This is a genomic window from Candidatus Amarolinea aalborgensis (genome assembly GCF_900491745.1).
In the GTDB taxonomy this organism is placed as follows: domain Bacteria; phylum Chloroflexota; class Anaerolineae; order SSC4; family Amarolineaceae; genus Amarolinea; species Amarolinea aalborgensis.
In genome coordinates, this window is record NZ_UETR01000005.1 from 305,016 (window position 1) to 318,481 (window position 13,466).

17 protein-coding genes are annotated in these 13,466 nt (G+C 60.4%); 1 reads left to right on the forward strand and 16 read right to left on the reverse strand.

All coding sequences use genetic code 11. The features are described from left to right. Window positions 1–20: 20 nt before the first annotated feature. Genes ACPQ6D_RS09385 through ACPQ6D_RS09400 form a run of 4 tightly spaced genes read right to left on the reverse strand, consistent with a single transcriptional unit; the run spans window position 21 to window position 2,660 of the window. The gene (locus ACPQ6D_RS09385) at window positions 21–695 is read right to left on the reverse strand and encodes a VOC family protein (RefSeq protein WP_423224048.1); all 675 of its coding nucleotides are present in this window, start codon (window positions 693–695) and stop codon (window positions 21–23) included. Window positions 696–714: 19 nt separating this feature from the next. Next, window positions 715–1,206 (reverse strand): aminoacyl-tRNA deacylase, encoded by a 492-nt coding sequence (locus ACPQ6D_RS09390; protein ID WP_423224049.1) that lies wholly within the window; start codon window positions 1,204–1,206, stop codon window positions 715–717. Between the two features lie 12 nt (window positions 1,207–1,218). Then, complete coding sequence (locus ACPQ6D_RS09395) at window positions 1,219–2,022, reverse strand: rhomboid family intramembrane serine protease (protein WP_423224050.1); 804 nt, start codon at window positions 2,020–2,022, stop codon at window positions 1,219–1,221. A 2-nt stretch (window positions 2,023–2,024) separates the two neighbouring features. Next, window positions 2,025–2,660, reverse strand: coding sequence for a guanylate kinase (locus ACPQ6D_RS09400; RefSeq protein ID WP_423224051.1), 636 nt, complete (start codon window positions 2,658–2,660; stop codon window positions 2,025–2,027). A 148-nt stretch (window positions 2,661–2,808) separates the two neighbouring features. On the opposite strand from ACPQ6D_RS09400, the gene ACPQ6D_RS09405 reads away from it, so the two are divergent. Further along, window positions 2,809–3,207 carry an FmdB family zinc ribbon protein gene (locus ACPQ6D_RS09405; protein WP_423224052.1) on the forward strand — a complete coding sequence of 133 codons (399 nt, stop codon included), beginning with the start codon at window positions 2,809–2,811 and terminating at the stop codon, window positions 3,205–3,207. Window positions 3,208–3,275: 68 nt separating this feature from the next. Here the strand turns inward: ACPQ6D_RS09405 and ACPQ6D_RS09410 are convergent, their stop codons facing one another. From ACPQ6D_RS09410 to folE, 12 genes are all read right to left on the reverse strand, one after another. Further along, window positions 3,276–3,605: a cyclic-di-AMP receptor gene (locus ACPQ6D_RS09410; protein WP_423224053.1), complete on the reverse strand. Its 330-nt coding sequence runs from the start codon at window positions 3,603–3,605 to the stop codon at window positions 3,276–3,278. 70 nt (window positions 3,606–3,675) lie between these two features. Beyond that, on the reverse strand, window positions 3,676–4,332 hold the full coding sequence (tmk, locus tag ACPQ6D_RS09415; RefSeq protein ID WP_423224054.1) for a dTMP kinase: 657 nt from the start codon (window positions 4,330–4,332) through the stop codon (window positions 3,676–3,678). Between the two features lie 3 nt (window positions 4,333–4,335). Continuing rightward, complete coding sequence (locus tag ACPQ6D_RS09420) at window positions 4,336–5,946, reverse strand: R3H domain-containing nucleic acid-binding protein (protein WP_423224055.1); 1,611 nt, start codon at window positions 5,944–5,946, stop codon at window positions 4,336–4,338. A gap of 37 nt (window positions 5,947–5,983) precedes the next feature. Continuing rightward, window positions 5,984–6,958: a hypothetical protein gene (locus ACPQ6D_RS09425; RefSeq protein ID WP_423224056.1), complete on the reverse strand. Its 975-nt coding sequence runs from the start codon at window positions 6,956–6,958 to the stop codon at window positions 5,984–5,986. 87 nt (window positions 6,959–7,045) lie between these two features. Beyond that, window positions 7,046–7,711 (reverse strand): LON peptidase substrate-binding domain-containing protein, encoded by a 666-nt coding sequence (locus ACPQ6D_RS09430; RefSeq protein ID WP_423224057.1) that lies wholly within the window; start codon window positions 7,709–7,711, stop codon window positions 7,046–7,048. Between the two features lie 71 nt (window positions 7,712–7,782). Further along, a complete protein-coding gene (truD, locus tag ACPQ6D_RS09435; RefSeq protein ID WP_423224058.1) occupies window positions 7,783–8,841 on the reverse strand; it encodes a tRNA pseudouridine(13) synthase TruD in 1,059 nt (352 codons plus the stop codon). A gap of 72 nt (window positions 8,842–8,913) precedes the next feature. Next, a complete protein-coding gene (locus ACPQ6D_RS09440) occupies window positions 8,914–9,465 on the reverse strand; it encodes a DUF2085 domain-containing protein (protein ID WP_423224059.1) in 552 nt (183 codons plus the stop codon). Next, a complete protein-coding gene (locus tag ACPQ6D_RS09445) occupies window positions 9,462–10,340 on the reverse strand; it encodes a phytoene/squalene synthase family protein (RefSeq protein WP_423224060.1) in 879 nt (292 codons plus the stop codon). Before ACPQ6D_RS09445 ends, ACPQ6D_RS09440 begins: the two co-directional genes overlap by 4 nt. Before the next feature lie 137 nt (window positions 10,341–10,477). Then, window positions 10,478–11,938 carry an FAD-dependent oxidoreductase gene (locus tag ACPQ6D_RS09450; RefSeq protein WP_423224061.1) on the reverse strand — a complete coding sequence of 487 codons (1,461 nt, stop codon included), beginning with the start codon at window positions 11,936–11,938 and terminating at the stop codon, window positions 10,478–10,480. Window positions 11,939–12,136: 198 nt separating this feature from the next. After that, window positions 12,137–12,487 carry a lycopene cyclase domain-containing protein gene (locus tag ACPQ6D_RS09455; RefSeq protein ID WP_423224062.1) on the reverse strand — a complete coding sequence of 117 codons (351 nt, stop codon included), beginning with the start codon at window positions 12,485–12,487 and terminating at the stop codon, window positions 12,137–12,139. 2 nt (window positions 12,488–12,489) lie between these two features. Continuing rightward, window positions 12,490–12,804: a lycopene cyclase domain-containing protein gene (locus ACPQ6D_RS09460; protein ID WP_423224063.1), complete on the reverse strand. Its 315-nt coding sequence runs from the start codon at window positions 12,802–12,804 to the stop codon at window positions 12,490–12,492. A gap of 29 nt (window positions 12,805–12,833) precedes the next feature. Beyond that, complete coding sequence (folE, locus tag ACPQ6D_RS09465; protein WP_423224064.1) at window positions 12,834–13,466, reverse strand: GTP cyclohydrolase I FolE; 633 nt, start codon at window positions 13,464–13,466, stop codon at window positions 12,834–12,836.

Sequence of the window (13,466 nt, forward strand, 5' to 3'; positions counted from 1 at the left end):
TGTCTGACGTTTGCCTGAACTTATGCGATCTGGTAAGGCGGGCCCTGGATGGTGTGTTGCCCGACTGTCGAGCTGGAAATGACCACCGTGAGAGGAGCCGCATGAGCCGCCACGCGTTCTTCGGGGAACCAGCGCCGCCCATCTCTTACCACGATCAGGAGACCGTGGTCATCACCCATGGGCGTGAATGTTGGGGTAGGATGTTGACGATACACCGGAAGGTGAAGGCTTGTCTGTAATCTCTCTACAAAGTGCAGCACATCATCCACCGCCAGGCCGATCTCGCTAATGCTGAGCAGACTGGCCGCGCTGAACGGCCGTGTCGGCGGACTGGGCAGGTCATGGCGGGCGATGAACTCGCCAATGTTGCCATCACGGTCGGCAAAGTAGATAGCATGGGCATTCCAGGCGCGGAAGTCGAATTCGTCCGCGCCGCTGGCGTCGGCAAGGAGCGGCGCGCGCGCCGCCAGCCAGGCTTTGGCCTCGGCAAACTGCCCCTCAGGCAGGTTGAAGGCGAAGTGATACGGCGCAGGTATAGGCGCTGCCGCGGCGGAAAAGACCAGCCTTGATGAGCCGACCTGCAGCGCAACCTCGTCCGCGTCTGCAGTCAGCAGGCGGAAGCCGAGCATCTGGTGATAGAAGTCTCTCTGCTCCTGCAACCGATTCGTCATCAGACGCAGCTCCTGAATGATCATGCGCAGCTCCTCAAGCACCTCAGCCGGTCATGGCCAGGTCCACCAGCCTTGCGTTCAACAGCCTGAGCAGCGGCTCAACCGGCGCCAGGACGCCAGCGCCCTTCTTGCCCGCGCTGATCTCGATCTGGTCGAAGAGAATGGCGGTTTCATCTATGAACACCTCGTAATGCCGATCGAGCAGGGCCAGGGGGGAGATGCCGCCTTTCTCCAGGCCGGTGATGCGTTCTGCCTCTTTGTGCGGCGCCATCTGCATCTTCTTCTCGCCCGCGGCCGCGGCCAGCTTCTTCAGATCGAGCTGGCTGTCGCCAGGCAGCAGAGCCAGGATCGGCTTGGCCGCCGGGCGCTCCGGTAGGACCACCAACGTCTTGAAGGTCTGCTCTGGCGGCAGACCAATCACCGCCGCCACTTCAGCCGCGGACAGATGCTCGGGTGCGTCGTAGTAGAACGCGGTGTAGGGGATGTTGTGCCCTTCCAGCACGCGCATCGCCAGCGTCTTCTGGTTCTTGGACATGCTACCCGCCGCTTAGCGTCCCAGCAGGGTGCCCAGGCCAGCGCCAAGCACGACGCCCAACAGCCCAAGCCCGGCCACGAGGCGTGTGTGCGCCGCATCGCGCACATCGGCCAGCACCTGCGGACCGCTAACCGGCCGCGGCGGCGCGTATTCCGGCCGCAGCAGTTCGCCCAAGATGAAGCCAGCCACGAGGCCGCCAATGTGCGCGTAGTTGTCTACGACGCCGCTCGTAAATCCATAGACCAAATTGAATCCGACAACCATCAACATGCTGCGCAGCATCTGCTGACCCGCTGCGCCAAAGAGCTTGCGGTAGCGCCGCAGATAGGCAATGAACGCGCCAAGCAAACCAAAAATAGCGCCTGAAGCGCCGGCCGAGAGCGATGGCGAGAAGAGGTAGCTGAGGAGATTGCCGTAGAGGCCAGCCAACAGGTAAATGATCAAGAATCGGTTGCGTCCAAAAAACCGCTCAACCTGCGGGCCGAGTTGAGACAGCGAAAAGCTGTTCATCAATAGATGAAAAAGGCCAAAATGGAGAAAGGCCGCGGTCAGGAGGCGCCACCATTCGCCGGCGGTGATGAGCGCGTTGTATTTGGCGCCAAACAGCAGCATGAACTGCCCATTTTGGGTGGCGTTGCGCACGTCGAACACCACCCAGCCGATGAGTTCGAGGAGCAGCCAGACCGCGACAATCACGCCAATGAGCACGTAGCTCCAGAGCGGCTTGTGGGTCGGCAGCGAAATCTCCATCACGCCCGCGCCAGGCTCAGCATCTGATGGCGCTGGCGTCGCTGTCTCAAAAAAATCTTGGGTCATTCTTACAGCTCAACCGGTTTCCAATCCACACGACATTTTTCTGCGGTGATAATCGCCATGATACGGCGCGCGGTGTCATCCAGGTGATCTTCCTGGTTGACCACGACGTAGTCAAATTCGTTGACGCGCTGCAGCTCTTTGCGCGCCGTGGCAATGCGCAGCCGGAGCTGATCTTCCGATTCGGTCTTACGGCGCTGCAGGCGCATCACCAGCTCTTCTTCGGACGGGGCTGTCATGAACACGGTGACTGCGCCTGAAACCACGCGCCGAATCGTGGCCGCGCCCTGCACGTCAATCCGCATGATCACATCGCGGCCGCTGGCGAGCGCGTCGCGCACGTGTTGTTTGGGAATACCCTTGTAGTCGCCGTACACCATGGCGTATTCGAGGAGTTCATCGTTGTCCACCATCGTGGCGAAATCGGTCATCGAGATGAAATGGTAGTCTACGCCGTCAATTTCGTTTTCACGCCGTGGCCGCGTCGTCGCCGTCACGACGAAGTAGAACGGCGCGCCCATGCGCTTCATGGCATCGAGGGTTGCATCCTTGCCTACGCCAGATGGCCCACTGATGATGACCAGCATCGGCCGCGGCCGCTGCAAATTATGATACCATTCGACCAGTTCGTCGCTTACCATAGGTTTCCTTTGCTGTCTTTTCAATTTGCAAAAAATGTCAGGGGTCGCAGGCCTCTTGCGCGCCAACAAGTGGGATCAACAGGGGTTGACAGCTTGCCAGTTGCGATTATAATCTCAGCGTTCGAAACCTGACCCAAACGAGACGATCATGCCGATTTACGAATACCAATGCCATCAATGCCATCGCCGCGTCAGCCTGTTGTGGCGCACTATGTCAGCCGCCGTCGAGGGCCAGCCAGTCTGTCCACGCTGCGGCAGCACCCAGCTGAGCCGCCTGATTTCCAAAGTGGCTGTGGTCCGTTCCGAGGAAAGCCGCCTGGACAACCTGGCCGATCCCAGCAGCCTGGGCGACGTGGATGAAAATGATCCCAAATCCCTGGCGCGTTGGATGCGCAAGATGAGCGGGGAGATGGGCGAAGACCTGGGCGACGAGTTCCGGGAGGTGGTTGACCGCCTGGAAGCCGGCGAAGATCCAGAAGAGATCGAAAAAACCATGCCCGACCTGGCCGGCGCAGGCGGGGGCGATGATTTTGGCGTCATGGACTGAGTTGGAACAAGCCGGCCAGGTCAGACTTCCAACCCAGCAACCGCTGCCTGGGGCGGGCAGGCAATGGCTTAGAACTTCTCGAAGCGCTCCACGTTACATACGAACACGGTTGCGCCCCCGACCGCCACCTCGACCGGAATCGGAATATGCAGCTCGCCCGGCTCCATCACAGGCGGCAGCGGGTTGACATACTGTTTGCGCGTGTGAGAGCCTTCCCGAATCAGCCCCAGCGCTTCGTCCAGGCGATCGTCGTTGACCCCCAGGATGATCGTCGAGTTGCCCTCGCGCAAGAAGCCGCCCGTGGTGCTGATGACCGTGGCGCTGAAACTACGGCTCACCAGGCGATCTACCAAACTCCGTGCATCGTCGCTCTGCACAATCGCCAGTAACAGTTTCATAAACCGTGCCTCCAACGGAAAAAACCACCGGATCCACCCCATCGGGCGTAACGTTTTGCACCGCCCATTTCTAGGTAGACTGCGCCTGACCCGGTTCTGCAAGCAAGCCCAGTCGCGCGGCGACCTCTGCGCGCATGGCGGCCTGCAGCGCCTGCACGGGCTGGGTGGCGTCCAGCACACGCCAACGCGCCGGCTCAGCCTGGGCTAAGGTCAGGTAGCCGCGACGAACACGGGCGTGGAAGGCCAACGTTTCTTGCTCCATGCGATTCCACTCTTCGCCCGCGCCGGCCGCCTTACGCTGCAAGCCCACATCCACGGGCAAGTCCAAACAGAAGGTGAGATCAGGCTGGAGGCCGCCGGTGGCGAATGCTGTAATCAAGCGCAGCGTCGCCAGGTCGAGCTGACGACCATAGCCTTGGTAGGCCAGGGTCGAATCCGCAAAACGATCGCACAGGACCACGCCGCCGCGGGCCAGGTGCGGCCGGATGATCTGCCCCACGATCTGTGCACGCGCGGCGGAAAACAGCAGTATCTCTGTCTGCGGCTGCATCTCCCGGTGATCGCTATCGAGCAGGATAGCGCGGACACGATCGCCAATGGCTGTGCCGCCCGGCTCCCGTGTGGCCAACACCGTCTGACCCTGTTCTCGCAGCCAGGCGGCCAGCCGTTGAATTTGCGTGGTCTTGCCGCTGCCTTCAGGGCCTTCAAAGGTGATAAACAAGCTCACATCTCATTCTCGGTAGATGCGCACGCGCCGCTGCGGCTCACGGCCATAGCTGTGCGAAACAAGATTGGCCTCGCGGGCCATCTGATGCTGCTGGCGGCGTACGAACGACGCCTGCGGCGAAAGATCAGCCGACGCCGCGCCGCCCAGAACGTGCTGAATGGCCTGGCGCGTCTCCTCGATCGCGACCGAGAAGGAATCCACCGGCGTCGTCGGCAGGCCGAACACATCGGCCAGACAGGTCTCCATCTGCGTCACCGTGTTGGAGCGCAGGACGTAGACTGCAATGCCCCGGCGCTCAGCCTCAGCAATGGGCTGCGGCTGCTTGCGGTAGTAGTTCTTCAAAGTGATGACCATGTCCGCATCACGCAGATCCTCGACAATTTGCACCGGTACGTGCAGATTCTGCGCAGCTTGCCGCAGGCGCTGTTGACCTACCCCATAGGCGTAGACGCGTCGCGTGCGTAGATTGGCGCCATTTTCGGCCGCGCGCGGCGGGGACATGGGCGCCAGCACCGGTTTGCCAAAGGCTGTCACATCGTCGTCATCGTCGTCCTGATGGCGGCCGCTGGACGACCACTGCGCTTGGCGAACGAGGGAACTGCTGGTGGCGCTGGTTTGCGTCTTTTCAATGCGCACCGTGCCGTCGGCATCGCGCCAACGCAGCTCGGCGGGCAACGCGCGCGCGCGCAGCAGCGCATCCACAGCCGCGGCCACGTCATGGTGAATAAGCAACCGCTGCCGATCTTGAATCTCGACCAGGATGTCGAAAGTGGGCGGCGCGCGGCGTTCGAGCACTGATTTCTGCGTGCCGCGACGCCGCGCCTCTTCGTCGCTCAGGGTCACGCTTTCGATGCCGCCCACCAGGTCCGACAACGTCGGGTTGAGCAGCAGGTTTTCCAGTGTGCCGCCGTGCGCAGTGCCGATGAGTTGAACGCCGCGTTCAGCAATGGTGCGCGCGGCGACGGCCTCTTGCTCGCGGCCAATCTCGTCAATGATGATCACTTCAGGCATGTGGTTTTCCACTGCTTCGATCATCACTTCATGCTGCAAAGAAGGCGTGGGCACTTGCATACGTCGCGCGCGGCCGATCGAAGGATGCGGAATGTCCCCATCGCCGCCGATTTCATTCGACGTATCTACAATCACCACGCGCTTCTTGTCCGCCAACACGCGCGCGGACTCACGCAGGAGGGTCGTCTTGCCTACGCCGGGGCGGCCCAACAGCAGGATACTCTTGTCCGACCGAACAATGTCTTCGATGATGTCAATCGTGCCATACACCGCGCGGCCGACGCGACAGGTCATGCCGATGATGTGGCCCTGACGGTTGCGCAGGCAGGAGATGCGATGCAACGTGCGCTCGATGCCGGCGCGGTTGTCCTCTGTAAACTCACCGATACGCGCAACGACGTCTTGCAGGTCAGCGAGGGTGATTTCTTGCTCACTCAGGACAACTTCAAAATCAATGAAACGCGCTTCGGGCAAGCGCCCCAAATCAAGAACCACCTCCAGCAGTTCGTCGCTCCGATTCTGCTCATGGAGGGCATTCTGGATACGCACTGGCAGCACGGCCAGCAGCGCATTCAAATCATCTGTTATTTTGTAATGAGTCATCCGTTTAATGCGAATCCTGGTTTGATCAAATGGGCAATCAAAAGACGCCGCTGACCAGCCGCGGCAGGGGCATCAGCGCCGGTTCCGTCTCCTTGACCCGCACCACCAGGTGTTTGACCAGCCGCGTACGGCGCAGGTAAGGACGGAAGTTGCGGTCTTGCAGCATCGTCCGCAATCCACTTTGGTAATCGCGCAGCGCCAGGTAGACGGGCTGCGCCTTGCGTGCGGGGCGCAGCGCCGCCAGGCACCAATCCAACAGACGCTCCGCGACCTGCCGATCGCTATCCGCGCTCCACAAGCGCAGCCAGTGCCCGGCCGGCCCCGACAGCATTTGCACGGCTGCGGCCAGGCCGTCCACGCTGCTTGCCACGTACCCCTGGGCCTGTAAGCCTGATTCCCACCACGCTGGCAAGAAGCCGCTGCTCTCGCTCTCGGCTGCGCCTTCGGCCTGTTGCACTACCGGCGGCGTCACAGCCTGGTAGAGTCGTTGAAAGGCCCAGGCATCCGAGTCTTGCTGAGGGCGGATGCCGGCAGCAGGCTGACTCGGCGTCGCCGTCGTTCCATCCAGGCGAAAAATCGTCTCTTGTGTGTAGGGCACAAAACCAACCTGGCGAAACACATCGGCTTCGCGGCCGTCAGCCGGCACGCTGGCGAAGATCCGCTGTACACCATGCTGGCCGCCGTCCTGCACCATGCGAGTCAGCAGGCGTGTCCAGATTTCTTCCGCCCCCGGCCGTTCGCTGGTCAAGGCGGGGGCAAGCGCCAGCATGTCGCTTTCCGGGCGATCAGTGCGCTTGAGCACCTGAGCAAAACCGCGCAGCGGCCCCTGCGCACTCTCTTCGTGCAACACATACGTGGCAATCCCAATGCCGCGCCAGGGAAATGGCGCCATCATGGCAACCGCCAACGGACTGCGCGGACGCGTCAACGCGTGCACCATGTCGAGGCGTTCGGTGTCGGGCGCTAATCCCTGCAGCAGCAGGCTGTGACGCAGGCCGAATGGCTCAACCACCCCTTTGACGGCTCCTTTGGCTTCCCTGTGCAAAATCTGGGTTGATTTTACACTGCTTTACATCGCGTCGCAAGTATGGTCGGCAGGTCAATTGAGAAAGAGATGCCCTGTCGGTCCTGCAATCAACTGCCGCTGCGCATCGGCCGTCTGCAGCATGAAGCGCAGCAGAAGCTGCTCCCGCGCAAGCACTCGGCGCTCAACCGCCAGCAAATCAGCCGCACTGTGCGTCTGCAGAAGGGCCTGCTTGTCATGAAGCGGCAGCTGCAGCGCAATCGCAATCAGATAAGCCAGATCCACGGGGTCATCCGGCATATCGCTGGTGGCGAATTTGACCTTCTCGTCCTGGTTGAGCATCTCTAGGTAGGATGCGATGCGCGGCTGCAGGTATTCGATGAGCGGCTTGACCTCGGCTTCGTTGGCGGCGAGCAGAGGAAAGGCTTCGACTTCTGCCTCCAGATAGGGCTGATCGTTGACAATCTCCTGAATGCGAAAACGGCCTGAGCCAGTGGCCGTGATATTCATGCGGCCTTCGGCTAACGGTTCTACGTCTGTGATATACGCCATGGTGCCAACGGGGTGCGGCGTTGCCTCACCGCCGACCTCCGAGCCTTGTTGGATCAACACGATGCCAAACGGCTTGCCTTCGCGCAAGCAGCGGCGCACCATCAATTTGTAGCGATCTTCAAAAATATGCAGGGGCATCACCATGCCCGGAAACATCACCACATTCAGTGGAAACAAAGATAGACGCATGGCATCAACTCCTTCGTGTGTGACAAAGCAAAACATTCTGCGCGAGGCAAGGCGCTCGATTGGAGCAGGGATCAGTCATCGCCCTCGTCTTCTTCCCCGAGGATGACCTCATCCTTCATGAATTCGCGCAAGACGACCGTGGCGTAGGCGCCCTTGGGCAAGGTAAAACGCAGCCACAATCCGCCGTGATCAGTCTCTAGTTCGGAGGCGTCGAGTTCGATGTGGTCAAGAAGCAGGCGGCCGAAGCGCCGGCCGCCATCCACATCCGCCTTCTTGAAGGCCTGTACGGGCAAATCAGCTTGCGCCAGGATCTGCGCCTCAAGCGCCGCAGACTCCTCGGCGGCGGCCTTCATCTTGGCTCCAAAAAGGGGGCCGGTAAAACTGATTTCACCAGCCGCAAAGCGCGGCTGTTCCCGATCCAGGTCTTCCACCACAAAGAGGCCGCCCGTGCCGTGTTTCTTGGCGACATCGCCAGCCAGCAGGTGATCGAACGCGCCCAGGTTGATGCGCTGCACCAGATAGCGATTGAAAAGCTCTGATTGAAATGCTGAGATCAAGAAGCGGCGCAGCCACCGCTGGCGGGGGCCGCGACCCAAAAGCACTTCGCGGCCGCGCGCCGCATTGTCGCCATCCTGACCAAAGCGCTGCGCGCCGAAGAAATTGGGGATGCCGCGCGCGCGCAGCGCGGCGGCCACAGCCGTAGCTCGCGGCATGGCATCTGGCGTGACCTCAGCCACGAAGATGGCAAAACGATTGCCCAACAGGTGCCCGGTGCGCAGCTTGTTGCGATGACGGCTGACCCAGTTGACCTGAAAAGGCAGCTCGCCGCTGATGCGCACGGCGGCGTCTTCGGCCGGCACGCGCAGAAGGGAAAACGTCTGCGTGGTCAACGCCTGACGGTCCTTCAAGCCGGCAAAACCGATGTCATCGGCGGCCAGGCCAAACACGCGCGCCAGGGCCGTAACCACATCGCGCGTGTTCCAACCGCGCCGCGTGAGATTGACGTAGAGATGATCGCCCTCGCCGCTCGGTTCGTACAAGGGAATCTCTTCGACGACAAAATGCTCAGGCGCCTGCTTGAGCGCGCCGCCTATGCCGGGTAGATCTGAGGTAATCGTTGGTAATATCATGCGATTGTGAAGTAAGGTCGTCACGAGTTAGATTGTAGCGCAGAGCGCCTGGGAAAGCAAGGTCGGGCCAACTCAGGTTGCGGTCGCCGGCGCAGCCGAACGTGGTTCAATCAACCAATGGAGTCCAGCGAGCAGCGCCATCCCGACGCCCAGCCCCAGCCACAGCCCCGTTAGAATCATCGTGGGTTGACCGCCGTCCCACCAGCCGCGGTGCATGGCATGCACATCCAACTGCCAGAGACCAAACGTGACTGCGGCCAGGGTCAGGCGCAGCACCCAGGAGCGTTTTTCCATGAACACAAACGCATCCCCACGGCGGCCATAGGCCACGCGTACGGCAATGATGCCAATCAACGCCGTGTAGCAGCGCGAGCAAACTGCCCACGGATAGCCGGCTAACTGAAAGGCCATCTCAGGCTGCGGACAAATCCAGAAGCCCAACGCGGTGATGCCCTCGCCGACCGGGACAAAGAGAGGCAGGCCGCTGGCGCGAAAGAGCGGCGCCAAGATCGGCCCCGCCGCCATGAACCCGAGCACAATGTCAACCAGCAGCCATCCGCGGTTGCGCGGCGCGGCCGTGCGTGGGTTGACTGGTCGCGTCTCAATGAGCCGTATGCTTCTCATGGAATCTGCCGCACCCGCCACCAGGTGCGTGGCAAATGCACCAGTTTAGCGCCCAGGCCGACATGGGCGCGCTGGTTGAACACATCGTAGCGATTCTGACGAATCTTCTTGAGAATCCCGCGATAGATAGCCGCCGCCGCCGCCACCGAAAGGCGGCTGTCGCGATTCAGCAAACCAATACCAGGCCACGCTTCATCGTACAGGCGTTCGGCCCGCGCAATCTCGAAATCGAGCAGACGCACAAACCGTTCGTCTACTTGACCATGACAGAAGTGGGCATAGGTCAGGCCAAACCGTTCGATGTCTTCCAGCGGAAGGTAGACGCGGCCGCGACTGGCGTCTTCACCCACATCGCGCAAGATATTGGTCAACTGCAGGGCGATGCCGAGCTTGACGGCATAGTCAAAGGCCTCGTGGGTCCTGAAACCGGTGATGTGCATGGACATCAGCCCAACGGTGGAAGCCACGCAATAACAGTAGTGAGACAATTCTTCCCACGTTTGGTACGTGCGCACCGTCAAGTCCATCGCCATGCCATCCAGCAATTCCTCAGCAAAACGTCGCGGCACATGATGGCGCTCGCACGTGTCAGCCCAGGCCATCAAAACAGGGTCCTGCTGCTCGTGCACTGGCCGAAAGGCCGCGTGCCGCCAGCGCGTCAGCTCGTCGTGGGCGTTCGGACCGCCGCTGTCCACGATGTTATCACTGACTCGACAAAAGCCGTACAGCGCATGAATCGCCTGGCGCTTTTGAGGCGGCAGCAGCAGCGAGCTGAGATAGAAACTCTTCGAGTAATCCTTCGTAATCTGCCTGCTGACGGCATAGGCCTGATCCAGGGTCACGCGACTGTCGTGGAGAGACGGCTCGCTCAACATGCGTGTCTCATTCGTCAGAAAAGAATGGGACTGGGCTGTCATCGGTGCCTCCGCAAACTGGGTCGTTGTCGTGGGCTGCAGCGGTGATGTCCGGCATCCTGCCTGTCCAGCCCACGATTGTTGTCATGATTCGGCGCTTACGCGCGCGGTGTAAAGGGCTTGCCCTCGATACGCGCCAGCGTGGCATCGGCTGCGCGATGCCCACTGCGCACTGCGCCTTCCATCGAGTCGTAAAAACGCTGGAACGTGTAGCCGCCAGCGACCGCAAGGTTTTGGATGGGGGATTGCTGGCTAGGGCGCAGGTGATCGGTGCCCGGCTTGGGCCAGTATACCGACTGCGGCACGCGCACCACCTTCGACTTCTCGATCTGTGCGCCGGCCGCGCTGGACGGAAAGAGCGCCTTGATATCTTCCCACACCAAGCGCACCACCTCCGCGTCGCTGAGCGCCATGAGATCGTGCGCTGGCGCCACCACAAACTGAAAACGCGATTTACCCTCGTGATAATACTCGGGTGTAGTGTTGGCCATATCTGCGTAGACCGGAATAATGCCATCAGGCGAGAAGATGACATTGTCAATGTTGCTGATCTGGCGGTCGGCCCACAGGTGCACGGTCATGACCGGTACGCCTTCCAACTGGGCCAGCCCTTTGAAGTAATCATACCGCTGCCAGGTTTCCGGCATCAGCTTCTTCAAGTTATGAATGGGCAGCGCCGTGATATAGTAATCGGCCTCGAAGCGCGAAGCTGTAGGATTCAACGTGGTTTCGCCGGCGGCTGCAGCTGCGCGCGGCTCATCCCACGCGACGTCCACGCCGCTGATCGTGCCGTCCGGCTGGGTCTGGATGCCCGTCACCTTGGCGCCAGTCAGCACGCGGCCGCCGCGAGCCTGAATATACTCGACCAACGGGCCGGTCAGGTGCTTTTCTGGCGCGCCCTTGAGAAAGCCCATGTGGCTGGCGTCGTTCTGGCGCAGGAAAAGGCCGCTAACATCGAGCACGACGCGCGCACTGATGTCTTCTGGCTTGAGGAATTTGAGGGCCAGGGTCATCGGTAGGAACATCTTGCTCAACATGCGATCAGCAATGCCTACCTCGCGGTGCCATTGTTGGTATGTCAGGCGATCCTGGGCTGCGTAGTATTTCTCGCCGCCGAAAAGAATGGGCACCAGGGCCTTGGCCAGGGTGGCCTTTTCGCCCAGGCTGAAATATCTATTTTGGAAAACGGCCGGCAGCAAGTGCAGCGGCGACGGCAGCGGCATGGTACGGAACTCGAAGCGCTCGCCCTGATCAAGGGTGTACGTGAGCACGTGCTCTTTCCACAAGATGCGGTCATAGGTGCCGATGTCGCGCATAAGGTCGAAGATTTCTTCGTAAGCGCCAAAGAAGACGTGCAGACCAGTCTCGATCCAATCGCCGTCAGCATCCTGCCACGATGACCATTTGCCGCCCAGCACATCGCGCTTCTCAATCACGGTCACGTCATGACCGGCTTCAACCAATCGCTTTGCCGCCGCTAAACCGGCCAATCCACCGCCAATGACCAAAACCCGCCGCTGCGTTCCACTCTGTGCAATTCCTTGTGGCGTCGTCTCCATGCTCGTGCCTCCCACATCCCATTCAAGTTTTATTGATTTCTGACTACACAATGCTTCCACTTTCCTAAGACGCAGCGACGCAATGGAGAGTCACCGATCCGATGTCGCTCACCTGGTTCGTTGGCGGTTGGCAACCCTGCCGCAGCGGGGTGTTAGCGACATGAAGCCGTCAGCCCGATGTCTGGCGCGGCCTGCGGCCTATAGGCCGACACGGCGGCGCAGGGCGTAGAACCGCTGCCAGGATTGCTTGCTGCCCAAGAGAAGCAAGCCCTGAACGATCAAGATATTGGTGATAAGGAAAAACAGCAGCTCTTCCAGTGGTAGGCCAAAAACAAGCAGCGGCACACTCCGGTCAGGCGAAATAGCCCACACACCCGCGCCAATCGCCAAGCGATCCGCCAGGCTCAACCACAGCCAGGGGACAACGACCCCGGCCAGGTAAAGACGCCATTGGCGACGCAAGATAGGCCAACCAAACCAAAGTTGCAGCAGAATGATTGGCAAAGCCCACACCAACAAAAAGATAAGATACGTCCACTGTCCAAACATGACTACTCCTCAGGCTGCCAAAGCCAACGGCGCAGGATGGTTAGCACGAAACCAGTAAAAATGACTTGCAGCACAAAGAACAAGTATTCTTCCAATGGAACGACGCCCAGCACAATGCCCCAGATCTTGTTGACATCATAGGACCAGACGCCCTGTCTGACGATCGCATTATCCCACGGCGTGGTGTAGACGACGGCCAGCAGTGCAATCACGGCCAGATGGCGCGGGTCGGGCCAGGTGCGCCGTCGCCAGAGCACCAGACCGCACAGCACCGTGGGCGCAATTACAAACAGCAGCAAAAAACCAGCGTAAGTCACTCGTGCACCTCCCGCTTATCCGCATGCGTTCAATCGGAATCCGTGTGATTGAGCAGCTTGAGGAATTCATTGCGCGTTTGTGGGCTGTTGCGGAAAGCGCCGCGCATGGCGCTGGTCACCATGCGCGCATTGGCTTTCTTCACGCCGCGCATCGCCGCGCACAGGTGCACTCCTTCGCAGACAACCGCGACGCCCAAGGGATGCAGCACTTCTTCGATGAAATCGGCGATCTGTGTGGTCATCCGCTCCTGCACTTGCAGGCGCCGCGCGAACATCTCGACAATGCGCGGAATCTTGCTCAGGCCCAACACCTTACCGCGTGGAATGTAGGCGACGTGCGCTTTGCCCATGAACGGCAGCATATGATGCTCGCACAGGCTGTAGTAGTCAATGCTCTTCACCACTACCATCTCATCGTAGTGCACATCGAAAATGGCGTCGTTGATCAGCGTCACCGGGTCTACATGGTACCCAGCGGTCAACTCTTCGTACATTTTCGCCACACGCAGCGGGGTTTTGACCAGCCCATGCCGTTCAGGATTCTCGCCTATCGCCGTCAGGATACTGCGCACCGCGCCCTGAATGTCGGTGTCTGCCCACTCCGGCTCATCCTCAACCAACTCATTGCGAAAGGCGTCGAAGTCGTCTACATTTACTTTCAT

Bases quoted from the DNA above. Each gene is read 5' to 3' on its own strand.
- ACPQ6D_RS09385 (WP_423224048.1), bottom strand. From the start codon at position 695: ATGATCATTCAGGAGCTGCGTCTGATGACGAATCGGTTGCAGGAGCAG.
- ACPQ6D_RS09390 (WP_423224049.1), bottom strand. From the start codon at position 1,206: ATGTCCAAGAACCAGAAGACGCTGGCGATGCGCGTGCTGGAAGGGCAC.
- ACPQ6D_RS09395 (WP_423224050.1), bottom strand. From the start codon at position 2,022: ATGACCCAAGATTTTTTTGAGACAGCGACGCCAGCGCCATCAGATGCT.
- ACPQ6D_RS09400 (WP_423224051.1), bottom strand. From the start codon at position 2,660: ATGGTAAGCGACGAACTGGTCGAATGGTATCATAATTTGCAGCGGCCG.
- ACPQ6D_RS09405 (WP_423224052.1), top strand. From the start codon at position 2,809: ATGCCGATTTACGAATACCAATGCCATCAATGCCATCGCCGCGTCAGC.
- ACPQ6D_RS09410 (WP_423224053.1), bottom strand. From the start codon at position 3,605: ATGAAACTGTTACTGGCGATTGTGCAGAGCGACGATGCACGGAGTTTG.
- ACPQ6D_RS09420 (WP_423224055.1), bottom strand. From the start codon at position 5,946: ATGACTCATTACAAAATAACAGATGATTTGAATGCGCTGCTGGCCGTG.
- ACPQ6D_RS09430 (WP_423224057.1), bottom strand. From the start codon at position 7,711: ATGCGTCTATCTTTGTTTCCACTGAATGTGGTGATGTTTCCGGGCATG.
- truD (WP_423224058.1), bottom strand. From the start codon at position 8,841: ATGATATTACCAACGATTACCTCAGATCTACCCGGCATAGGCGGCGCG.
- ACPQ6D_RS09440 (WP_423224059.1), bottom strand. From the start codon at position 9,465: ATGAGAAGCATACGGCTCATTGAGACGCGACCAGTCAACCCACGCACG.
- ACPQ6D_RS09445 (WP_423224060.1), bottom strand. From the start codon at position 10,340: ATGTTGAGCGAGCCGTCTCTCCACGACAGTCGCGTGACCCTGGATCAG.
- ACPQ6D_RS09450 (WP_423224061.1), bottom strand. From the start codon at position 11,938: ATGGAGACGACGCCACAAGGAATTGCACAGAGTGGAACGCAGCGGCGG.
- ACPQ6D_RS09455 (WP_423224062.1), bottom strand. From the start codon at position 12,487: ATGTTTGGACAGTGGACGTATCTTATCTTTTTGTTGGTGTGGGCTTTG.
- folE (WP_423224064.1), bottom strand. From the start codon at position 13,466: ATGAAAGTAAATGTAGACGACTTCGACGCCTTTCGCAATGAGTTGGTT.